The organism is Providencia sp. PROV267, from assembly GCF_028477825.1.
Lineage (GTDB): Bacteria > Pseudomonadota > Gammaproteobacteria > Enterobacterales > Enterobacteriaceae > Providencia > Providencia stuartii.
Genome location: NZ_JAMPLX010000007.1, coordinates 156,204 through 178,990, shown reverse-complemented (window position 1 = coordinate 178,990; position 22,787 = coordinate 156,204). Strand labels below are relative to the sequence as shown.

The following is a 22,787-nucleotide window of genomic DNA, read 5'->3' as shown; positions in this document are numbered from 1 at the left end:
AGTACTGGACTCAAATCCCACAGCCTTTTTAAAAACTATCTATAGTCAGTTAAAGGCAAAGATTTACGGTAATTACTCTTTTGGATCGTGTGCATCCGCATTTTCACGGCAATCGCCATCAGCACAGTGACCATAAAGATACAAACTGTGGTTAGATAGTTTAATACCGTGGCGTGCAGCGATATTGGTCTGGCGCTCTTCGATGGATTTGTCAGAGAACTCGATGACTTTTCCACAGTCTAGGCAGATTAAGTGGTCATGATGGTGCTGTTGAGTCAGCTCAAAAACGGATTTACCGCCTTCAAAGTTATGACGTGTCACGATACCTGCATCATCAAACTGGTTTAATACGCGGTAAACTGTAGCCAGACCGATCTCTTCGCCCATATCAATCAGCTTTTTGTAGAGATCTTCCGCACTGACGTGATGGCACTCAGGCTCCTGAAGTACTTCCAATATTTTTAATCTTGGAAGAGTGACTTTGAGTCCAGCATTCTTCAATGCTTTATTGTTGTCTGTCATGCGGGTTTGTCCTGTATCTTAAATCATAAATTTAACAATAATGAGACGTTTTTAACATAAATTCAGTTGTCTTCTAAACTGATTTACAATTATAGGCATGGAAATAAAAAATAGAAACCATGCTTTGTCGCATTATTATAATAGTATTAATAAGCCTATTTCTAATTAGTCGATTAGCCTAAAATTTCAGACAAAGACATCTCTTCTGAAATTTGCTGTACCCATGCATCAACACGTTCTTCGGTGAGTTCCGGCTGGCGATCTTCATCAATAGCAAGGCCGATAAAGTGGTTATCATCCGCCATTCCTTTAGATGCTTCAAAATGGTAGCCATCAGTTGGCCAATGACCGACGATCACTGCACCGCGTGGCTCGATAATATCGCGAATGGTTCCCATCGCATCACAGAAGTACTCCGCATAGTCTTCTTGGTCGCCACAGCCGAATAAAGCAACAAGTTTACCTTCAAAGTCAATTTCTTCGAGTGTTGGGAAGAAGTCATCCCAATCACATTGGGCTTCACCATAGTACCAAGTTGGGATACCGAGAAGCAGAATATCGAATGCTTCAATATCTTCTTTACTGCACTTTGCAATATCATGAACTTCCGCGTTCTCGTTGCCTAATCTCTTTTGGATCATCTTGGCAATATTTTCTGTATTACCAGTGTCACTACCGAAGAAAATGCCTATGACTGCCATAAAGTGAATAACCTCTTGTTTTTCCAATCTGGTTTACTAAAGCCAGATAGGGCTAAATTTGAACTAAAGTACCTAGAATTTTGACCCTATTTTGGCGAAAAAGCGTGAATAAATCTGTCGAATTTGTGTGGTTTATGAAGACGAAACTATTGACCAGAAGGCTCATAGACTAGCGCTAGCTGTGACATTAACATCTCTTCTATCAACTCACTACGGCTCATGTTTTTTTCATTCGCCAATTGATTCAATATCGTGACAGCATCTTCATTAAGTTTTAATTCAACGCGGCGTAGTCCTTTGACCTTATCACGCTTAAGTTGATTACGTTTGTTGATTCTTAATTGTTCATCCCGCGACAGCGGACTTGTTTTAGGTCGCCCAGGCCTGCGTTCCTCAGCGAACAAATCAAGGGTGGTGCGATCAGTTTGTTCTTTTGCCATATATTTTTACTGCTAAAGGGCGTATACCAATAATCCAGCGCGCAATAATACCCTAGCTGACTCCCTTGTACCATAGCGCATGTCGAGCGAAAGTTATTGATAGTAAAAAAAAGAGCTGTTTGTTGGAAAAAGCACCAGCCGAGCGCATGCTGGTGCTTTGACGGTACTATTATTGAGTTTGCTGCCGCCATAAATGTGCATATAACCCATTTTGCTGAAGCAAATTTTGATGGTTATCCATTTCAGCCACCTTACCGTCGCAAATTACACAAATGCGATCCGCATGCATGATAGTATTCAAACGGTGCGCAATACTGATCACTGTCCGTCCTTGTGTGATTAAAGGCATATTCGCCATGATGGCGGCTTCGGACTCGTAGTCTAATGCCGAGGTAGCTTCATCCAAAATCAAAATATCCGGTTTTGTCAGTAACGCTCTAGCGAGTGCGATGCGCTGGCGCTGCCCTCCCGAAAGATTCAGTCCACGCTCTGACAGAGGGAAGTTAAACTGCTCAGGAAGTGACATAATAAAGTCATAGGCGCCTGCAAGTTTAGCCGCTTCCACAACGTCATCATGATTGGCTTGTGGTTTACTCAAACGAATGTTTTCTTCAATAGTACCGACAAACAACATACTTTCTTGAAGTACGACACTCATGCGGCGACGCAGAGCAACCGTATCGCTAACCGCAAGATCCATCCCATCGACAATCACTTGACCATGTTGTGGAATATATAACCGTTGCAGTAGTTTCGTTAAGGTACTTTTTCCAGAGCCTGAAGGCCCAGTAATACCGATAAACTCTCCCGCTTTAACGGATAATGAAAGATGGCTCAGCACTTCTGGGGCTTCGGGTTGATAACGAAAACGAATATTTTGGAACTCAATACGGCCTTGAATAGATGCCGAACTGACAATGCCTTTTCGTTCATTTTCAATAGGCTCATCCAAAATATCCCCCACACGGCGAAGAGAGATAATGGTATGCTGAAAATCTTGCCATATTTGCGCTAATCGAAGTACAGGTTGAGTGACATGAGCGCTTAACATATTGTAGGCAACCAATTCACCGGGGGTGATCCCCCCATTCATCACCTCTTTGACACCCACCCAAAGCAACAGCGCTGTGGTAATTTTACTGACGAGAGCCATTAGCTGTGAGGCGACCTTACTACGCAAGGTGACTTTAAAACCTTGAATAAGTTGTTTACTGAGTAACTTTTGCCAGCGACGATAAAAATAGGTTTCAGTTGCTGTCGTTTTAATCGTTTCAATCCCTGTGACAGCCTCTGTTAAGAAGGTTAGCCCATTTTCATCGGCTTGATAGGACTTCTCTGTTTGTTGCCGAATAATGGGGCCGAGTATCATCCATAAAATAAAAAAGATGACCAAAGAGCCAATGAGAAGCCATGACATAATGGCGCTATAGGTAAACAAAATGGCAATAAAAAGGCTAACAAAGAGTAAATCGATAAATAGCATCAAGGTAGAGCCAGTTAAAAACTGGCGGATATGGGCCATTTCACGAATTCGAGCGATAATTTTCCCTGTAGGGCGCCGCTTAAAATAGCCCAATGGTAGTGCCATTAGGTGCCGATAGAGTTTTCCTGATAATTCAGCGCCAATTTGTGTACTGGTATGGCTAAAAATTTTATTCCGAAGAAAACTATAAAGCGGCTCTGCAAAGGCAATACTAATAATGCCAATTGCCAAGACATGAAGGCTATTTAAACTACGTCCAACAAGTACCTTATCAATGACATTTTGAAATAATAATGGGCTAACTAAGGCAAAAAGTTGCACGACAGCTGCAAGGATAAAAACATTCTTTAATTGGGCGCGCTGACGTAATATTGAAGGGATAAACCAGCCAATACCAAACTTTCTTTTTTGCTCGGCTTCAAATTGTTCTTTGATTAATAACACGGCAAAGCGGCTATTTACCTCTGTATTATGTTCATGCCACAGACAAAGCTCACCTTGTGTGGGGTGAATTAACACTAACGCCCCCTCATGATTGTTTGCCAGCACCCACCAAACATCGTGAATACGAATTAGTGCAGGAAGGGGAAGGTTAGCAATTTGCCGTTTGTCTAAATCATCAAGCTCACTTTCATAGCCTATAATGTGGGCACATTCTCTAAGCTCCCAGTCGGTCGGTGAATCAGAGCTCATGCCAATAGCATGCATTAATTGGTCTTTAGTGACATTTTTTTGATAATGGTTTGCCACCCACACTAAAGCCTCTAAACCATAATTTGTTTCAGTCGCAGTCATGGATTATTTTTCCCTCATGGCGGTGGTGGTATATTCTTGAATAGGGCTAAGTAAATAATCGATGACGCGACGTTTTTCGGTTTTAATTTCGGCAGTGACCGATAAACCGGGGGTTAATTCGATGTGATTACCTTCAACCAATAGGCTCTTTTTCTTTAAACCTATTTGTCCTAAAAAAACCAAACCTAATTGCTCGTCTTGGGTGCTATCTCTAGAAATCGAAATGACTTCACCATCGATAGTGCCATAGCGTGTGTAGGGGAAAGCATCTATTTTGACCGTTGCTAATTGCCCTTCACGAATAAATCCAATGTCTTTATTGAGAATTTTGACTTCGGCTAATTGCACGTCATTATTGGGCACAACCACCATCAATTGTTGAGCTGGCTGTAATACGGCACCTAAAGTATAGGTCGCGAGTTGTTGTACTGTACCATCTACAGGGGAACGAATAATTTTTAACTGCTCTCTTTCTTGTTTTTTTAGTAATTCCTGCTCCGCTGAAACTAATTTAAATTCAGCTTGGCGATATTTTTCATACCACTCTTGGGTTTTCTGTGTCTGTAGTCGGTGACGTTTTTCATGTAGTGCGGAATGTTGACTATTGAGGATCGCTAGCTCGGATAATTTTGAGGTTTTCTCTTTTTTCGCCATTAACAGTTCACGCTCTTGCTCCAAAAACTCTTTTTGGCTAATCAGTTGCTGATTATTTAATACCCGATGGGCATCAAGGCGTTTTTGTATATTGATGATCAAAGTATTAACGTCTTTTAATTCACGCTCTCTTGCCGAATAATGAGTTCTATTCAATGTTATTTCATTATCAATCTCATTGAGTAACGCATCATATTCATTTTTTAAGCTTTGATAGCTTTCTAAAAGGCGTTGCTGCTCTGTAGGTAATAATTTAGCAAACTCCTGAGTGAGCTCAGGGGAAATTTGATTTAATAACGCATGATGTACCCATTTTTCAATTTGTTGAAAATGAATTTGATAATTAAGATTATGAATATCTTGATTGATCCCTAAGACATTAACACTTAATAATGGGTCGCCTTGTTTGACGTGTTGTCCATCAGCCACATAAATATGTTGTAAGCGGCTAAGCTCAAAGGCTTGAATAACTTGTGTTCGCCCGGAAACGACCAATCGGCCTTGTGTCGTCGCTTGAATATCTAATTTACCGATATATGACCAAATAATCGCAAATAAAATGCCAATACTGATAATGATGGCCGTTGTTAAGGCTAGGTAAGACGGCGGGCTTTTTAATAGTGCTAAATGTGACGGTAAAAAATGGTTATACCGTGTCGTTGCTGCTGTTTGTTTCATAACTAACATCCGTGTCATTATTTAAAAGATTGCTGTAACGCCCATAAATGTTGATAAAACTGGCCTTGCTCAAGTAATTGTTGATGGCTTCCTTGTTCAACAATTTTGCCTTGTTGCATCACGATAATACGTTGGTGATGACGAATAGTAGAAAGGCGATGAGCAATCGTAATTACCGTTCTGCCCTGAGCAATAAGCTGCATATTTTTTTGAATGATAGCTTGAGACTCATCATCTAATGCGCTGGTGGCTTCGTCAAAAATAATAATTTTAGGGTCGGCGAGCAGTGTACGTGCAATAGCAATTCTTTGGCGTTGTCCCCCAGACAGTGATGCGCCTCCTTCGGATAATATGGTGTCATAACCCATCGGTAATTTTAAGATAAAATCATGGGCCCCCGCCATTTTGGCGGCATGTATGACTTCATCCATTGACGCATTGGGATAAGTTTGCGCAATATTATCGAAAACGGTTTGGTTAAAAAGAAAGTTTTCTTGTAATACGATGCCAATTTGCCTTCTGAGCGAATGAATATTCATCGATGAAAGAGGAGTGCCATCTAATAGGATCGTTCCTTTCTCAGGGGTATATAATCGGAGTAATAAACGTGCAAGAGTACTTTTTCCTGAGCCAGATGTACCAACAATGCCTAATGTTTCACCAGCCTGAATCGATAAATTAAAATTATCGAGAATATAAGGCATGTCAGGTTGATAGCGAAAAGAGATATTACGCAAATGGATATGGCCTTTTAAGGTATTATTATCCGCTTGTTTTGTTTGCTCTGTCGGCAAATTGATAATTTGCGCTAATTTTTCGATGGCAACTTTGGTTCTAATATAATCCCCCCAGAGCTTAACCAACTTAACAAGAGGCTGGCTTGCATGATTGACCATCATATGAAATGCAATAAATTGACCAATAGTAAGCTGTAAGGCTAAGACTTCAGAGGCACCAATCCACAAAATAACGGCGCTGGTTAATTTCTCAATCACCATCACAATATGTTCAGAGCGGGAGTTGATTTGGCCTGCCGCAAATGTCGTATGACTCATATCAGAAGTTTGCTGATCCCAGCGGCGAGTAAAATTGGGCTCTATTGAGAGGCTTTTGGCTGTTTCAATACCATTAATACTTTCGGTTAAAAATGAGGTGTTGATGGCAATATTTGCAAATTGCTTATGGGCCGCGGCCTCAATTTTAGGCGTCAGCCACCAAGCAACTAATAAATAGAAGGGAATTGAGCATAAAAAAACCAACATTAAGGTTGAGGATAATAGGCTCATGACATAAAGAAAAACAAATAAAAAGAGCACATCAACACAGAGTGTAAAAAAACTTCCTGTCAAAAATTCGCGAATAGTCTCTAGCTCTTTAACGCGTGTAACGATTGCACCAATTTGCCGAGTTTTAAAAAACGAAAGGGGCAGATGTAGTAAATGATTGACCAACTTTAACCCTAAAGTCATATCGATACGGTTAACGGTATGGTTATAAACATACTCACGCAGCCCTTTAAGCGTCACTTCAAGGATGGCGGCAATAATAAGACCAAAGATCAGCAGATCCAATGTCATCATACTATTATGCACTAACACTTTATCCATAATGACTTGGATAATAATTGGTGTCACTAATGCGAGTATTTGCAAAATAAATGAAAATAATAAAACGCTAGCGATAATATATTTATATTTCAAAAATTCTGTTTTAAACCAAGTAATATCAAATTGGCTTTGTTTGGTTTTAACCTGTAGCCATTTACCACTCCACATTTGGATAAACTTATCCATACTCCATAATTCTGGAGGATGGTTACCAAATCGCTGAATAAGAACTTGTTCATGATTAAAATTAGCTAATAGATAAGCTACGTTATCATTATCATAAATAATAGAAGGAGAATCTATCTTACTAATGTTTTTATTGGTTTGATTTTTATATTTACACTTTATATTAAGCTTGTTTTGAAGCGCTTTTAATGTATCACGGAAACTTTCTTTCTCTGTGGTGATGGTATTAAACTCGTTTTGACTAATATCACTTGTTAACTTAATGATGATGCCAATAAAGTAGAGTGTTGACTGAGTATTTTCACTTTCCATTTTTTCTGTGAATATTCCTTTGGGTTATTGCTTGTCATATAGGATGGTTGATATTTATTGCTGATAAAATAATGTTAGCAATAATAGATGAAATAGTATGGATAGTTTTCACAGAGATAATACAGAAATAATAGTTATCAGTGTATTGAAGTTTGTCTTATATATTATTGGTTCTTATTTGGTTTATAATGAAGGGTTATATATTCCCTTCATTATAAATAAAGCTTGAATTTATTGGTATTCGGGCAAGTCTAAGAAACGGTGTATGGCTCTAAGTACATGATCTGGTTTCTCTGCATGAACCCAATGCCCTGCATCCGCGACGACCCATGCTTTCGCATTTGGGAACTGTGCGGCAATCTCTTCTCTATATTCGGCTTGCACATAAGGGGAGTTACCGCCGGGGATTAATAGAACAGGTTTATTCCAAGCCGGAACGGTTTCCCAGCCAATAATAGACTCATAGTTTTCTTTGATGGCAGGCAGGTTAAATTTCCACTCGCCTTGGCGGAATGATTTGAGTAAAAACTGAATGACACTCTCTTCATCAAGGTATTCGCGCATGACTACCGTCGCGTCTTGGCGGCTTTTGACGCCAGCGTGGGTCACCGCTTCGAGAGCCGCAATAATGGTATCGTGGCGGCGAACTTGATAAGCGACAGGCGCCATATCAATAGCCACAACTTTTTCTACGAAATGAGGGGCAATTTCGGTTGCTGCCATCGCAATTTTCCCGCCCATGGAGTGACCAATCAAAATGGCGTTTTCATATCCAAGGGATTGTAAGAGTGTCATGACATCTTGTGCCATTTGGCGATATTCCATTGTCGTGGCACGGAATGAGTCGCCATGGTTTCTGACATCAATTTGGATGGTGACAAAATATTTTTGTAAATCGCGGGCTAATACACCGAGATTATTGAGATCACCAAATAATCCGTGGATCAGCACGACAGGGGTAGACGATACCGGAGTTTCAGGTTTATGAATAGTATGGTTTAGCAGGTTTGTCATAGTTCATTTTCAGCTTATTTATCTTCTTTAACGATATGATGGCATGTACATTAGCAAAATCCAAACGGGTCGATTAATTATTCAATGCTATCAATAAAAGAATAAATGGAATATTAAGGTCTCATTCTTCTCATTATTGTATTTTTTTCTGATTAAACATAAAACCACCAATCAGATGATAACTTACTGAAATATCGTTGAACTTAGTGTGCTGTTTACTTTAAGTTATTGAAATTTTAATTGTTTTGTTTTCTTGAAATCTATCTTATAATCCCAACGCAAATTTTAGTTAAAAAAGTACTGGGAAAAAATGAAAACGATAGAAGTTGATGAAGAGCTTTACCGCTATATTGCCAGCCACACACTGCATATCGGTGAAAGTGCATCGGATATTTTGCGCCGTATGTTAAATTTAAAGTCCGGTCAGCCAGTACAAGTCGTTAAAGAACTCGGCAACGAACAGCCGCCGCAGCAGGCGGTCGAGACAAAAAAAACAGCCATTACGCCGCAAAATCCAGTTAGGGTGATGAGGGAGCTTTTACTCTCTGATGCTTATGCAGAAAAAAGCAAAGCCATCGACCGCTTTATGCTAATTTTATCGACACTCTATAGCTTAGACGCCACTGTTTTTGCTAATGCGACAGAGTCAATGCATGGTCGTACGCGTGTCTATTTTGCTGGCGATGAGCAAACACTGTTAGCCGCAGGTAAGCAGTCAAAACCACGGCATATTCCGGGAACGCCATTTTGGGTGATCACCAACACAAATACCAATCGCAAACGCAGCATGGTTGAAGCAATCATGCAGGAAATGCAGTTCCCTGCCAATGTGATTGAGAAAGTTTGTAATACTATCTAATCGAAAAATTGAGGCATCGCTGGTGTCACAAATAGGGCACCAGTGCATTGGGAGATAACAAGTGACAATACATGAACGCGCAGGGCAGCTTCCGTTTCAGAAAGATTTGATTAATGTTGCACAACTAACCGCTCAATATTATCAACTAAAACCACAAGTCGGTAACCCTGAACATGCAGTGAAGTTTGGAACATCGGGGCATCGAGGCAGTGCAAGTAGGAAAAATTTCAACGAAAATCATATTCTTGCTATTGCTCAAGCGGTTGCTGATTTACGTAAAAAGCAAGGGCTAACAGGGCCATGCTTTGTCGGCAAAGACACCCACGCGTTGTCTGAAGCGGCATTTATTACGGTTATTGAGGTGTTAGCTGCAAACCAAGTCAATGTGGTTATCCAAGCCGATAACGGGTTTACTCCGACGCCTGCCATATCCCATGCGATTATCAGTTATAATCAATCCCATCAAGATGTTGCGGATGGAATTGTCATTACACCTTCTCATAACCCACCAGAAGATGGCGGTATAAAATATAATCCCTCGAATGGTGGCCCTGCTGATACCGATTTAACATCGGTTATCGAAAAGCAAGCAAATCAATTACTCGCAAACGGCCTTACGGGTGTTAAGCGTATTTCTTTTGAAGATGCGCTGGTCAGTGGTTATGTCACCGAACAAGATTTAGTCATGCCTTATGTCGCCGCACTGGGTGAAGTGGTGGATATGAAGGCGATTCAAAAAGCAGGTTTAAAATTAGGTGTCGACCCACTCGGTGGTTCTGGCATCGAATATTGGCGCAAGATTGCTGAATATTATCAATTAGATCTTGAACTGGTGAATGATCAATTAGATCAAACATTCCGTTTTATGCCGCTTGATCATGATGGCGTGATCCGCATGGATTGCTCATCGCGTTGGGCGATGGCTGGCCTATTAGGGATGAAAGAAAAGTTTGACTTAGCATTCGCCAACGACCCTGATTATGACCGTCATGGTATTGTCACCCCAGCAGGGTTAATGAATCCAAACCACTACCTTGCGGTCGCGATCGATTACCTATTCCAGCATCGCCCACAATGGGGGAAAGAGGTCGCTGTCGGGAAAACACTCGTTTCAAGTGCCATGATTGACCGTGTTGTTGCCGATATTGGACGTGAACTTGTCGAAGTACCCGTTGGTTTTAAATGGTTCGTCGATGGCTTGTTTAACGGAAAATTGGGTTTCGGCGGCGAAGAGAGTGCCGGAGCGTCTTTCCTTAAATTTGATGGCACACCTTGGTCGACAGATAAAGATGGTATCATTTTATGTTTGCTAGCGGCAGAAATTACTGCGGTGACAGGGGAAAACCCTCAGCAACGTTATAACAAACTCGCCGAAAAATTTGGTGCGCCTATTTATAGTCGTATTCAAGCCAAAGCCACCCATGAGCAAAAAGCGAAACTCAGTAAGTTGTCGCCAGAGATGGTCACTGCGGACTCTTTAGCGGGCGATAAGATCACTCAACGTTTAACGACGGCACCGGGTAATGGCGCTTCTATTGGCGGGCTAAAAATCATGACCGATTATGGTTGGTTTGCCGCTCGTCCATCCGGCACGGAAGAAGCGTACAAAATCTATTGTGAAAGTTTCCGTGGCGAAGAGCATTTACGCCAAATTGAACAAGAAGCAATAGAGATTGTGAATAAGGTTATTGCTTAATCAGCCGTATCATTATTGCTTAATCAGCCGTATCATTATTGCCTAACTGGCTAGAGCAAAATATTTTCAAATCCCGATTATGCAAAACAGGCCATAATCGGGATTATATTTTTTATTCGTCCACTATCGCTTCATAATATTGTGGTGGTATTTGTTGTGACGGGATTAACAAAATTCCTCTCTTTTTTATCAATAAATTCAACTTATCGTATTTCCCATCAACTCGACAATAACCGTTGCAGCAAGTGACAGGTGATGATACAACCATAGTTACTGAGTTAATTTAACAAACATTGTTGAAATTGAAGATAGGGTGAAATCAATGAGTCAGGTTTATAATTTCAGTGCGGGTCCTGCCATGCTACCTGTTGAAGTCATGCGTCGTGCTGAACAGGAATTTTGTAACTGGAAAGGCTTAGGCGTTTCTGTTATGGAAGTTAGCCATCGCGGCAAGGATTTTATTGCGATAGCGGAGGAAGCAGAGCAAAATTTACGTGATTTATTAAATATTCCGCAAAATTATAAAGTACTATTTTGCCATGGTGGTGCTCGCGGTCATTTCGCTGCATTACCGCTGAACCTGTTGGGCGATAAAACCACGGCAGACTATATTGTTGGTGGCTATTGGGCGGAATCTGCGGCAGAAGAAGCACAAAAATATTGCACTCCTAACATTATCCAAGTCAAACAAGAAAAAGACGGTGTTGTGGGTGTGAAACCGATGAGCGAATGGCAATTAAGCTCAGATGCGGCTTATGTTCACTATTGCCCTAATGAAACTATTGATGGCCTAGCTATCCATGAAGAACCTGATTTCCCGAAAGACAAAGTGATCATTGCGGACTATTCATCTTCGATTCTGTCTAAACCTATTGATATTAGCCGTTATGGCGTGATTTATGCAGGAGCACAAAAGAATATTGGTCCAGCGGGTCTTACCATTGTTATTATCCGTGAAGATCTCTTGGGCAAAGCTTCAAAGCAGACACCCTCAATATTTGATTATACAACCCTAGCAAAATATGACTCGATGTTTAATACACCGCCGACTTTTGCTTGGTATTTGTCAGGTATGGTATTTAAGTGGTTGAAAGAGCAGGGCGGCTTGCAGGAAATGGCAAAACGCAACTATGAAAAATCACAATTGTTGTATAACGCAATCGATGATAGTGAATTTTATATTAACCGCGTTGCGGTCGAAAACCGTTCTTGGATGAACGTACCTTTCCAAATGCAAAATCCTGCGTTGGATGACAAATTCCTTGAAGAAGCGAAAGCACAAGGGCTATTGTCACTAAAAGGTCACCGCGTTTCAGGTGGGATGCGTGCATCAATATACAATGCGATGCCATTAGCCGGTGTCCAAGCACTTGTTGATTTCATGGCAGACTTTGAACGTCGCCACGCATAATCATCTTCCCGACCTAATCCGCGCATTGGGTCGGGTTTAACTATCTTCATTTTTGAAAACGATAATAAATAATTAGGCAAACAGTACTGGAGAACCTGCGCTTTATGCAATCCCTGACATTACAACCTATCTCTTCAATTAACGGAACGATCAACCTGCCAGGGTCTAAAAGTGTATCGAACCGAGCGCTGTTATTAGCGGCTATGGCTAATGGCACAACGTTACTGACAAACTTACTGGATAGTGATGATATTCGCCATATGCTGAATGCATTAAGCCAGCTTGGTGTTAATTACCAATTGTCTGAAGATAAAACACGTTGCCGTGTTCAAGGAGTCGGTGGGCGGTTATGCCATACTGACGAACTGGAAATTTTTCTGGGTAATGCGGGTACGGCAATGCGCCCATTGACCGCAGCATTGTCGTTAGCGAATAACAATATTGTGTTAACAGGCGAGCCTCGCATGAAAGAGCGCCCAATAGGGCATTTAGTTGATGCTTTACGTGAAGGTGGCGCTACGATTGATTACCTAGAACAAGAAAATTATCCGCCCCTTCGCTTACGTGGTGGTTTTTCTGGTGGTGAAATATCGGTTGATGGCTCTGTTTCTAGCCAATTTTTGACCGCACTTTTGATGGCCGCGCCGTTGGCTGAGAAAGAGACAATCATTACTATCTCAGGTGAATTGGTTTCAAAACCTTATATCGATATCACCTTAGCCTTGATGGCCACGTTTGGCGTTGAAGTGGATAATCACCAATATCAACGCTTTGTTATTAAAGGGCAACAGCAGTATCAATCACCCGGTGAATACTTAGTCGAAGGTGATGCGTCATCAGCATCCTATTTTCTTGCCGCGGCAGCTATTAAAGGTGGTACTGTCAGAGTGACAGGTATTGGTCGTAATAGTCTCCAAGGCGATACCAAGTTTGCCAATGTACTGGAGAAAATGGGGGCAACAATTCGTTGGGGGGATGACTTTATTGAATGCCAACGAGGTACGTTAAACGGAATCGATATGGACATGAACGCTATCCCAGATGCGGCGATGACCATTGGTACTGTGGCACTGTTTGCGCAAGGGGAAACGGTGATCCGTAATATCTATAATTGGCGCGTGAAAGAGACGGATAGACTGTATGCTATGGCGACTGAACTGCGTAAGGTCGGTGCTGAAGTCGAAGAGGGGCACGATTTCATCCGTATTGTTCCGCCAGCGCAATTACAGCATGCTGAAATTGAAACCTATAACGATCACCGAATTGCTATGTGTTTTTCGCTCGTTGCCTTGTCTGATACCCCTGTTACGATTTTAGATCCAGGGTGCACGGCAAAAACATTCCCAGATTACTTCCAACAATTAGCCCGTCTGAGCTAAATTTTAATCATTCGACTGACTGACTTTGCATTGAGGCAATGTCAGTCAGTATCCATAATTAGCCGCCATTTATATATCTGCATAACCATTTTTCTGCGACTCATCAGAACCTGCTTATTTCACAAAATCGTCGAGTAGGTATAATACCACTACAGATTTTAATTGCAGGTGGTGAAACCACGTGCAGAGAAGGAGACCTTTTATGGTGGCAATTGCCCCTGTAATAACCGTTGATGGACCAAGTGGTGCTGGTAAAGGTACATTATGCCAAGCGCTGGCAAACCAGTTTGGATGGCAACTCTTAGATTCTGGTGCGATTTATCGTGTTCTCGCATTAGCGGCTTTACATCATCATGTAGACATTCAGTCTGAAGATGCGTTAGTACCTTTAGCGGCAAACCTAGATGTACGCTTTGTGCCAGAAGAAAACCAGTTAAAAGTGATTTTAGAAGGCGAAGATGTTTCAAATCAAATTCGCACGGAAGATGTGGGTAAAACCGCCTCGCAAATAGCGGCTTTTCCGCGTGTAAGGGAAGCGCTATTACGCCGGCAACGCGCATTTAGAGCGATGCCTGGTTTGATTGCAGATGGTCGTGATATGGGAACCGTTGTTTTTCCTGACGCTCCCGTCAAAATTTTTCTTGACGCTTCCGCCGAAGAGCGCGCTCATCGGCGCATGAAGCAGTTGCAGGAAAAAGGGTTTGATGTTAACTTTGAACGACTTTTAACCGAAATACAAGAACGCGACTATCGTGATCGTAACCGTTCGGTTGCACCTTTAGTTGCCGCGAAGGATGCTTTGATTTTGGACTCCACAAGTATGTCAATTGAGGAAGTCATTGAAAAAGCACAAGCCTACGCGAAAAAAATTCTGCAATTATCTTAATAATTGGCTGTATTTTAGCTTATAATGTAGATAGTATACGCATCTAATACTATGTTGATTTTTTCGCTTAACATGGTAATCACCTTATGACAAGGAAAGTTGTGGGGTATGTAAAACAACCCCATTTGGCCGGAAGCTGAATGGACGTTAATTTAAAACTCTTGAAGATCATTAATATGACAGAATCTTTTGCTCAACTCTTTGAAGAATCCCTGCAGAATATTGAAACCCGTCCTGGTTCTATCGTCCGTGGTACTGTTGTTGCCATCGATAAAGACGTTGTTCTGGTTGACGCAGGTCTGAAATCTGAATCTGCTATCCCAGTAGAACAATTCAAAAATGCTCAGGGTGAGCTAGAAATCCAAGTTGGCGACGAAATCGACGTAGCTCTGGATGCAGTTGAAGATGGTTTCGGTGAAACTATCCTTTCTCGTGAGAAAGCGAAACGCCACGAAGCATGGCTGATGCTGGAAAAAGCTTACGAAGAAGCTGAGACTGTAACCGGTGTTATCAACGGTAAAGTAAAAGGTGGTTTCACTGTAGAACTGAACGGTATCCGTGCGTTCTTACCAGGTTCACTGGTTGACGTTCGTCCAGTTCGTGACACAACCCACTTGGAAGGCAAAGAGCTAGAGTTCAAAGTTATTAAGCTGGATCAGAAACGCAACAACGTTGTTGTTTCTCGCCGTGCTGTAATTGAATCTGAAAGCAGCGCAGAACGCGATCAACTGCTCGAAAATCTGCAAGAAGGCATGGAAGTTAAAGGTATCGTTAAGAACCTTACTGACTACGGTGCATTCGTTGATCTGGGCGGTGTTGATGGCCTGCTGCACATCACTGATATGGCTTGGAAACGTGTTAAACACCCAAGCGAAATCGTCAATGTTGGTGATGAAATCACAGTTAAAGTTCTGAAATTCGACCGTGAGCGTACCCGTGTTTCTCTGGGTCTGAAACAACTGGGCGAAGATCCTTGGGTTGCAATCGCTAAACGTTATCCAGAAGGTACTAAACTGACTGGTCGCGTAACTAACCTGACTGACTATGGTTGCTTCGTCGAAATCGAAGAAGGCGTTGAAGGTCTGGTTCACGTTTCAGAAATGGATTGGACTAACAAAAACATCCACCCATCTAAAGTTGTTAACGTTGGTGACGTTGTTGAAGTTATGGTTCTGGATATCGATGAAGAACGTCGTCGTATCTCTCTAGGCCTGAAACAATGCAAAGCGAACCCATGGCAGCAATTTGCAGAAACTCACAACAAAGGTGACCGTGTTGAAGGTAAAATCAAGTCAATCACTGACTTCGGTATCTTCATCGGTCTGGAAGGCGGCATCGATGGCCTGGTTCACCTGTCTGACATCTCCTGGAACGTTGCAGGCGAAGAAGCAGTTCGTGAATACAAAAAAGGTGACGAAATCGCAGCCGTTGTTCTGCAAGTCGACGCAGAACGTGAGCGTATCTCTCTGGGCGTTAAGCAGTTAGCTGAAGATCCATTCAATAACTACTTAGCAGCAACCAAGAAAGGCGCAATCGTAACTGGTAAAGTTATCGCAGTTGATGCTAAAGGTGCAACTGTTGAGCTGACTCTGGGCGTTGAAGGTTACCTACGTGCATCAGAAGCTTCTCGTGACCGTGTTGAAGATGCAACACAGGTTCTGAAAGTTGGTGATGATGTTGAAGCTAAATACACTGGTGTTGACCGTAAAAACCGTGTAATCAACCTGTCTGTTCGTGCAAAAGACGAAGCTGATGAAAAAGACGCTATCGCTACTGTGAACAAGCAAGAAGATACTAGCTTCGGTAACAACGCAATGGCTGAAGCTTTCAAAGCAGCTAAAGGCGAATAATTAAGGTAGGGGTAACAGGCGTTACCCCTTCGTAACGGTAGTTTAGGGAGGTACTATGACCAAGTCTGAGTTAATCGAAAGACTGGCTAGCCAGCAATCTCATCTGTCAGCAAAAACGGTCGAGGATGCTGTTAAAGAAATTCTCGAACATATGGCAGATACTCTGGCTGGTGGTGAACGTATAGAAGTCCGCGGATTCGGCAGTTTTTCTCTTCACTACCGTGCTCCGCGTGTTGGGCGTAACCCAAAAACTGGAGACAAAGTGGAGTTGGAAGGTAAATACGTTCCTCACTTTAAACCAGGTAAGGAATTACGTGACCGTGTAAATATTTATGGTCAATAATTGATTGTAAATCTTAATTATTAGTTCAAAACGGTGCTTGTGTTTCACAGCACCGTTTTTTTATTGGGGGTCTTTAACGTATTGATAGCGTTTCTGGCTAAAACGACACGCTCAGTAAAGGGGACCGTGAGCTGCTTAATTGCTTATCTGACTCGCAGGAAATCGTTTAAGTATTGTCGTAGGGCTGGAGCAATCTGCTAATGGCTAAAAAATAGAGCACCATAGATTAGGAGCGTAATAAAACTGGTTATGGTATAGCAATGGCTTGGAATGCAGACACAAGTTACCTGAACATGAATGACTCACTTAGGTAATTAGATTATATAGGCTGTTGATATTTAGCTTAGCTAAAATCGAGATAGACGAAGCTATATAGACAACGATATCACTCACTTTTAATTTAATCCAAGCGGCGATACTCTCTCTCAATAATTATTTAAATTAACAATAAAAACAAAATAGTTTTGCGAAGCCCCTCCTAAATAAAAAAATATGATTGAGTGATATCATCAAGTATTAGGAAGCAGCTCGTATCGCTGATATTCATGTTTTCCAAAAAAGGGTAAGCCTCGTTATGGTGCTCATTCATGTGGCGCGCTAAGAGGTGAGGAAATGTATGGCAGTATACTGACACTATTTCGGGGAGGATCACTTTCCTATACTTTAGCGGCGATCGCGATATTTATTGGCACATTACCGATTTTATTTATTCATCATATCCCCACAATAAATAATTCATTCATTATTTCAGGTATCTTGTTTCTATTTTTGTTATTTATAAAAGCACATCGTTATCTGAAGTTTTTTCTATTAATAGCTATCGCATTTTTGTGGGCATGTTGGCACGCTAATGATGTTATTGAGAAAATAAACCTACTGTCAAAAAAGTACCAATTATTAGACGTTACTATTATCAGCGTACCACTATTTAATAAAGAAAAAGAAAACATTAAAGTCAGAATTAATAAAGTTGCTGGGGTCACCGTGTTTCCGCCATTATATGCGGTATGGCAAGTGAAACATCGGTCAGGTGTTACTATTTGTGCGGGGCAAACTTGGCAACTTAATAGCCTATTAAAACCGTTACATGCATCCTTAAATGAAGGGGGCTTTGACCAACAACGTTATAGCCTATCACAACGTATTATTGGTAAATTAAAAAACACCCAAACAACAATGATCGACTCTCGCTGCTCTGTGCGGCAGAGGGTAATAGATTTTTATAAGGAAGAAATTCTTTCATTAAAAAATGCTGCGATTACTTATGCTTTAATGTTTGGTGAGCGCACATTATTAACGCCTGAGTTATCCGCACTATTACAAAGTACAGGTGTGAGCCACCTTATCGCCATATCCGGTTTGCACATCGGGCTATCTTATTTACTAGGCTATTGGCTTGCTCGGTGCTTACTGTATTTGCTTCCCAGCTACGTTATTAGCCCCAAAATACCTATTATATTTGGAGGCATTTTTGCTTTTCTGTATGGATGGGTCTCTGGTTTCGCTATTCCAGCAACACGTGCTTTAATTGCATTGGGGTTGTGGATCTATATCAAACAGCAAAAGAGCCTCTATTTTTCATGGCAATGGGCGGTATGGAGCATTGGTTTGATTGTGCTTGCAGACCCTTTAGCTATGCTATCTGACAGCTTTTGGTTATCCAGTTTTGCGGTATTGGCGATACTGTATTGGTTCAAGTTATTTTCTGTATCATCTTCTACACAGCATACAAAAGTCCTTGGTTGGTTAATTCCTTTCGTGCATTTACAAACGGGTTTATTGATCTTATTAGCACCAATACAAATGGGATTATTTCAAGGGATCAATTTTATGAGCTTTTGGGCAAACCTCTGGTTGGTTCCTATTGTTTCTTGGTTGGTTGTACCGCTTATCTTACTCTCATTTCTGCTATATCTGTTTCCAAGTGCTGCAATCCATCATTTTATTTTGCAGTTAATTGATAGCATTATTTCAATAGGAATAAAGCCATTAGCGTATCTCAGTGATTTTTGGATGGAGCTACAGTCCGTTTCATTGTGGGTTTCTTTATTCTGCTGGTTGATTGGTGTATTTATTTCATTTGGCTGGCATCGAACCTATATTGGGTTATTAGGCTGTTTTAGTGCATTGTGCATCGGCACTGAAAGTGCGGTTGATAAATCAGTAGAGCAAGGATGGAGCTTAACCACTCTGGATGTTGGTCATGGTTTAGCCGTTGTAATACAGCAAAAAGGCGTCTCCTATTTATATGATACAGGTAATCGTTGGCAAGGAGGAAGTAACGCCCAAAAACAGATCATTCCATACTTAAAACGAAAAGGGATTATCCCGATAGGCCTTATTCTAAGCCATAAGCACCTTGACCATATAGGCGGAGTGCCATTTCTAAAAAAACAATACCCTTGGTTAAATGTGCGAAGCAGTTTTGGAGGGGGGCAACATCTTCCTTGCTCTAAAGGTCAACGTTGGCAATGGGGAGAGCTGCACTTTGAAGTGCTTTGGCCTGAAAAGCTTGCTGAAAAGTCTCATAATGATGATTCTTGTGTGATCATGTTAACCGATGGCTACCATAAAATCTTACTAACAGGTGATATCGAAAAGCAGGGTGAGCAAGCAATTACCGCACTATATAAACATCGATTAAATGCGGACATTGTTTTTGCGCCACATCATGGCAGCAATACGTCATCAACGTCACTATTCATTAGAACAATTTCACCAACAACGGTATTAGTCTCTTCAGCAAGATACAGTCCTTGGAAAATACCGTCAGATAAAGTGTACTTACGGTACAAAAATAATAATATTAAATGGATTAATACAGCGGAGTCAGGTCAGGTAACTATCTGGTTTAAAAAAGAAAAGTTAAATATTTTGCGCTATCGAATCGAAATGTACCCTAGATGGTATCATCTCTGGTTTGGTGATCCGCCATTTCCCGAGTAGAATAGTGCGCTTACATTAAGTTTGGTAATAAAAACATGATTGATAAAGACCTTTCGACACGACAAACGTTTCGCCGGTTATGGCCTACTATTTCGCCGTTTAAAGCAGGCTTATTTGTTGCAGCTATCGCTCTAGTCATCAACGCAGCAGGGGATGCGTTTATGATTTCTTTATTAAAGCCTTTACTCGATGAAGGGTTTGAGAAAGCGGATAATGACGTTTTAAAATGGCTTCCTCTCGCTATGTTAGGTCTAATTATTGTTCGTGGTGCATCTAGCTTTGTTTCAACCTACTGTGTTTCGTGGGTTTCTGGGCAAGTTGTAATGAGTATGCGCCGTAAGCTATTTGGCCATATGATGGGAATGCCTGTCAGCTTTTTTGATCAGCAATCTACAGGGACACTCTTATCACGTATCACTTATGACTCAGAGCAAGTGGCGGCATCATCGTCAGGTGCATTAATTACCATTATTCGTGAAGGTGCCTATATCATCGGTTTGTTTGCGATGATGTTCTACTATAGCTGGCAACTCTCCCTTATTTTGATTGTTATCGCGCCAATCGTCTCTATTACAATCCGCATCGTCTCTAAGCGTTTTCGCAAGATCAGTAAAAATATGCAAACGGGGATGGGGCATGTTACGGCTAGTGCTGAACAAATGTTAAAAGGGCACAAAGAAGTTTTAATTTTTGGCGGACAAAAAGTTGAAACTGAGCGCTTTAATAAAGTCAGCAATAATATGCGTAGCCAATCAATGAAAATGGTCACTGCTTCGGCAATTTCAGACCCGATTATTCAATTGATTGCTTCTTTTGCATTAGCGTTCGTTCTGTATGCGGCAAGTTTCCCTGAAATTCGTGAACAGTTATCACCGGGGACAATCGCCGTTGTTTTCTCTTCTATGTTTGCTTTAATGCGTCCATTGAAATCGCTCACTAACGTTAACTCTCAGTTCCAACGTGGGATGGCAGCATGCCAAACACTATTCTCTATTCTCGATACTGAACAAGAAAAAGACGAGGGAACCAAAGTATTATCTAATGTGAAAGGTGATATTGAATTTGAAAATGTCACGTTTACTTATGCAACTAAAGAACATCCTGCATTAGATGATATTTCATTTACTTTACCAGCAGGCAAATCGGTGGCCTTGGTTGGGCGTTCAGGCTCAGGGAAATCAACCATTGCCAATTTGATTACACGTTTCTATGACATCGATAAAGGCTCTATCCGTATTGATGGGCATGATATTAGGGAATATACCCTTGAGTCATTGCGTAACCAAGTGGCTCTGGTTTCACAGCATGTGTATTTGTTTAATGATACCATTGCAAACAATATTGCTTATGCAACGGATGGGCGTTTTAGCCGCGAGCAAATTGAGAAAGCCGCAGAAATGGCTTATGCGATGGACTTTATCGCGAAACTGGATAAAGGTTTAGATACGGTGATTGGGGAAAATGGTGTGATGCTCTCGGGGGGGCAACGCCAACGTATTGCCATTGCTCGCGCACTGTTGCGTGACGCCCCTATCTTGATCCTAGATGAAGCAACGTCTGCATTGGATACTGAATCAGAAAGAGCTATTCAAGCAGCACTGGACGAACTGCAAAAAAATAGAACGTCTCTTGTGATTGCTCACCGCTTATCAACCATTGAAAATGCGGATGAAATTTTAGTTGTTCAAGATGGTCGCATTATCGAACGTGGCAACCATAAAGCGTTATTAGCGCTAGAGGGGGCCTATGCTCAACTACATAAAATACAGTTTAGCCAATGATAGAAAAAATCTGGGCTGGTCAGTCATGGCTTTATATCTTACTACTGCCGTTCTCGCTGCTGTATGGGGCGATCGCGTTAGTTAGGCGTATAAGTTATCAAGCTGGGTTATTCCGTTCTTGGAAGGCACCAGTTCCAGTAATCGTTGTTGGCAATTTAACGGCAGGGGGGAATGGTAAAACGCCTGTCGTTATTTGGCTAGTAGAAGCATTAACTCGGGAAGGTTACCGCGTTGGTGTGGTTTCTCGGGGATATGGTGGAAAAGCAGATCACTATCCACTAGTGATTTCATCAACGACGACAACGGCTGAAGCCGGTGATGAACCTATTTTAATTCACTACCGAACCAAAGCGCCTGTCGCGGTGGCCCCCAAACGCAGTGAGGCGGTGAGAGCATTATTGGAAAACCATGAGTTGGACGTGATCATCACCGATGATGGTTTGCAACATTATGCGTTAGCGAGAGACTACGAAATCGTTGTGATTGATGGTCAACGCCGTTTTGGCAATGGCTGGTGGTTACCCGCTGGGCCAATGCGTGAAAGAGCGGGGCGTTTAACGAGTGTGAATGCTGTTATCGTTAATGGTGGGCAAGCAAACGCTAATGAAGTTGCTATGGCATTAGAAGGGGATATTGCCGTTAATTTACTCAGTGGTGAAAAGTGTGCAGTGAGTGAACTTAAAACGGTGGTTGCTATGGCTGGCATAGGTCATCCTCCTCGCTTTTTCGCCTCCTTAGAAAAAAAAGGGTTAGAATTGGTGCAAACGCATGCTTTTGCAGATCATCAGCCGTATCAACAACACTCTCTGTTAGCATTAACACCTAATAATGAACCCCTGCTAATGACCGAAAAAGACGCAGTAAAATGCCAATCCTTCGCCCAAGCCAATTGGTGGTATCTGCCTGTGGACGCTTCTTTCGATGCGTCAGGGGAAGCAAAAATCCTCAGTGAGATCAAAAACACGGTAGAACGCTATAAAAAAACTTGTCTTTAAACATTTACTGTGATAATAATATCTCCAACGTGATGTAGATCTCTTTATTATGTATATAAATGTAATTCATTAATAATGAGTATCTATATTTGATTTATTCACGGTCAACTGAGTTCGTCTCTATTTCCTCGCAGTTTCCACGTTTATTCATCAGTTTTGTCATCTCAATGTCAAAATAGGCTGTTAAGTTACAGTGGATGATTGGTATGCGAAAGACCGTTAATTTAATAGTGTGTACAGATTAATAAC

At 41.5% G+C, this 22,787-nt stretch carries 17 protein-coding genes; 10 read left to right on the top strand and 7 right to left on the bottom strand.

All coding sequences use genetic code 11. The features are described from left to right. Nucleotides 1-72: 72 nt before the first annotated feature. The 7 genes from fur to ybfF form a co-directional block, all read right to left on the bottom strand. Nucleotides 73-522: a ferric iron uptake transcriptional regulator gene (fur, locus tag PR709_RS05515; protein WP_004918120.1), complete on the bottom strand. Its 450-nt coding sequence runs from the start codon at nucleotides 520-522 to the stop codon at nucleotides 73-75. A gap of 173 nt (nucleotides 523-695) precedes the next feature. Continuing rightward, entirely contained in the window at nucleotides 696-1,223 is a 528-nt protein-coding gene (gene fldA / locus PR709_RS05510; protein WP_014657842.1) for a flavodoxin FldA, read from the bottom strand. A 146-nt stretch (nucleotides 1,224-1,369) separates the two neighbouring features. Then, nucleotides 1,370-1,663, bottom strand: coding sequence for a LexA regulated protein (gene ybfE, locus PR709_RS05505; RefSeq protein ID WP_004918124.1), 294 nt, complete (start codon nucleotides 1,661-1,663; stop codon nucleotides 1,370-1,372). A gap of 169 nt (nucleotides 1,664-1,832) precedes the next feature. Then, on the bottom strand, nucleotides 1,833-3,941 hold the full coding sequence (locus PR709_RS05500) for a type I secretion system permease/ATPase (RefSeq protein WP_272570803.1): 2,109 nt from the start codon (nucleotides 3,939-3,941) through the stop codon (nucleotides 1,833-1,835). A 3-nt stretch (nucleotides 3,942-3,944) separates the two neighbouring features. After that, nucleotides 3,945-5,273: an HlyD family type I secretion periplasmic adaptor subunit gene (locus PR709_RS05495; protein ID WP_272570801.1), complete on the bottom strand. Its 1,329-nt coding sequence runs from the start codon at nucleotides 5,271-5,273 to the stop codon at nucleotides 3,945-3,947. 17 nt (nucleotides 5,274-5,290) lie between these two features. Further along, nucleotides 5,291-7,378, bottom strand: a complete 2,088-nt coding sequence (locus PR709_RS05490) for a peptidase domain-containing ABC transporter (protein ID WP_272570800.1) — start codon at nucleotides 7,376-7,378, stop codon at nucleotides 5,291-5,293. A 231-nt stretch (nucleotides 7,379-7,609) separates the two neighbouring features. Then, nucleotides 7,610-8,392 (bottom strand): esterase, encoded by a 783-nt coding sequence (ybfF, locus tag PR709_RS05485; RefSeq protein ID WP_272570798.1) that lies wholly within the window; start codon nucleotides 8,390-8,392, stop codon nucleotides 7,610-7,612. 310 nt (nucleotides 8,393-8,702) lie between these two features. Between ybfF and seqA the strand changes: the two genes are divergently transcribed. The 10 genes from seqA to lpxK all read left to right on the top strand — a co-directional run bounded on the left by seqA (nucleotide 8,703) and on the right by lpxK (nucleotide 22,538). Next, on the top strand, nucleotides 8,703-9,251 hold the full coding sequence (gene seqA / locus PR709_RS05480; RefSeq protein WP_004918133.1) for a replication initiation negative regulator SeqA: 549 nt from the start codon (nucleotides 8,703-8,705) through the stop codon (nucleotides 9,249-9,251). 61 nt (nucleotides 9,252-9,312) lie between these two features. After that, on the top strand, nucleotides 9,313-10,947 hold the full coding sequence (pgm, locus tag PR709_RS05475) for a phosphoglucomutase (alpha-D-glucose-1,6-bisphosphate-dependent) (RefSeq protein ID WP_004918135.1): 1,635 nt from the start codon (nucleotides 9,313-9,315) through the stop codon (nucleotides 10,945-10,947). Between the two features lie 322 nt (nucleotides 10,948-11,269). After that, the gene (gene serC, locus PR709_RS05470; protein WP_004918137.1) at nucleotides 11,270-12,358 is read left to right on the top strand and encodes a 3-phosphoserine/phosphohydroxythreonine transaminase; all 1,089 of its coding nucleotides are present in this window, start codon (nucleotides 11,270-11,272) and stop codon (nucleotides 12,356-12,358) included. A 104-nt stretch (nucleotides 12,359-12,462) separates the two neighbouring features. Continuing rightward, a complete protein-coding gene (aroA, locus tag PR709_RS05465) occupies nucleotides 12,463-13,737 on the top strand; it encodes a 3-phosphoshikimate 1-carboxyvinyltransferase (RefSeq protein WP_004918138.1) in 1,275 nt (424 codons plus the stop codon). A 202-nt stretch (nucleotides 13,738-13,939) separates the two neighbouring features. Beyond that, a complete protein-coding gene (gene cmk / locus PR709_RS05460) occupies nucleotides 13,940-14,623 on the top strand; it encodes a (d)CMP kinase (protein ID WP_004918139.1) in 684 nt (227 codons plus the stop codon). Nucleotides 14,624-14,799: 176 nt separating this feature from the next. After that, nucleotides 14,800-16,473, top strand: coding sequence for a 30S ribosomal protein S1 (rpsA, locus tag PR709_RS05455; protein ID WP_014657928.1), 1,674 nt, complete (start codon nucleotides 14,800-14,802; stop codon nucleotides 16,471-16,473). A gap of 55 nt (nucleotides 16,474-16,528) precedes the next feature. Continuing rightward, nucleotides 16,529-16,816, top strand: a complete 288-nt coding sequence (gene ihfB / locus PR709_RS05450) for an integration host factor subunit beta (protein WP_004918141.1) — start codon at nucleotides 16,529-16,531, stop codon at nucleotides 16,814-16,816. A 612-nt stretch (nucleotides 16,817-17,428) separates the two neighbouring features. Next, the gene (locus PR709_RS05445; protein ID WP_004918143.1) at nucleotides 17,429-19,762 is read left to right on the top strand and encodes a DNA internalization-related competence protein ComEC/Rec2; all 2,334 of its coding nucleotides are present in this window, start codon (nucleotides 17,429-17,431) and stop codon (nucleotides 19,760-19,762) included. A gap of 35 nt (nucleotides 19,763-19,797) precedes the next feature. After that, nucleotides 19,798-21,543, top strand: a complete 1,746-nt coding sequence (gene msbA / locus PR709_RS05440) for a lipid A ABC transporter ATP-binding protein/permease MsbA (protein ID WP_004918144.1) — start codon at nucleotides 19,798-19,800, stop codon at nucleotides 21,541-21,543. Continuing rightward, complete coding sequence (gene lpxK / locus PR709_RS05435) at nucleotides 21,540-22,538, top strand: tetraacyldisaccharide 4'-kinase (protein WP_004918145.1); 999 nt, start codon at nucleotides 21,540-21,542, stop codon at nucleotides 22,536-22,538. Before msbA ends, lpxK begins: the two co-directional genes overlap by 4 nt. Nucleotides 22,539-22,787 lie beyond the last annotated feature (249 nt).

What these genes read in the sequence shown, in the direction of transcription:
- fur (WP_004918120.1), bottom strand. Translation starts at nt 522, where the DNA reads ATGACAGACAACAATAAAGCATTGAAGAATGCTGGACTCAAAGTCACT.
- fldA (WP_014657842.1), bottom strand. Translation starts at nt 1,223, where the DNA reads ATGGCAGTCATAGGCATTTTCTTCGGTAGTGACACTGGTAATACAGAA.
- ybfE (WP_004918124.1), bottom strand. Translation starts at nt 1,663, where the DNA reads ATGGCAAAAGAACAAACTGATCGCACCACCCTTGATTTGTTCGCTGAG.
- PR709_RS05500 (WP_272570803.1), bottom strand. Translation starts at nt 3,941, where the DNA reads ATGACTGCGACTGAAACAAATTATGGTTTAGAGGCTTTAGTGTGGGTG.
- PR709_RS05495 (WP_272570801.1), bottom strand. Translation starts at nt 5,273, where the DNA reads ATGAAACAAACAGCAGCAACGACACGGTATAACCATTTTTTACCGTCA.
- PR709_RS05490 (WP_272570800.1), bottom strand. Translation starts at nt 7,378, where the DNA reads ATGGAAAGTGAAAATACTCAGTCAACACTCTACTTTATTGGCATCATC.
- ybfF (WP_272570798.1), bottom strand. Translation starts at nt 8,392, where the DNA reads ATGACAAACCTGCTAAACCATACTATTCATAAACCTGAAACTCCGGTA.
- seqA (WP_004918133.1), top strand. Translation starts at nt 8,703, where the DNA reads ATGAAAACGATAGAAGTTGATGAAGAGCTTTACCGCTATATTGCCAGC.
- serC (WP_004918137.1), top strand. Translation starts at nt 11,270, where the DNA reads ATGAGTCAGGTTTATAATTTCAGTGCGGGTCCTGCCATGCTACCTGTT.
- aroA (WP_004918138.1), top strand. Translation starts at nt 12,463, where the DNA reads ATGCAATCCCTGACATTACAACCTATCTCTTCAATTAACGGAACGATC.
- cmk (WP_004918139.1), top strand. Translation starts at nt 13,940, where the DNA reads ATGGTGGCAATTGCCCCTGTAATAACCGTTGATGGACCAAGTGGTGCT.
- rpsA (WP_014657928.1), top strand. Translation starts at nt 14,800, where the DNA reads ATGACAGAATCTTTTGCTCAACTCTTTGAAGAATCCCTGCAGAATATT.
- ihfB (WP_004918141.1), top strand. Translation starts at nt 16,529, where the DNA reads ATGACCAAGTCTGAGTTAATCGAAAGACTGGCTAGCCAGCAATCTCAT.
- PR709_RS05445 (WP_004918143.1), top strand. Translation starts at nt 17,429, where the DNA reads ATGTATGGCAGTATACTGACACTATTTCGGGGAGGATCACTTTCCTAT.
- msbA (WP_004918144.1), top strand. Translation starts at nt 19,798, where the DNA reads ATGATTGATAAAGACCTTTCGACACGACAAACGTTTCGCCGGTTATGG.
- lpxK (WP_004918145.1), top strand. Translation starts at nt 21,540, where the DNA reads ATGATAGAAAAAATCTGGGCTGGTCAGTCATGGCTTTATATCTTACTA.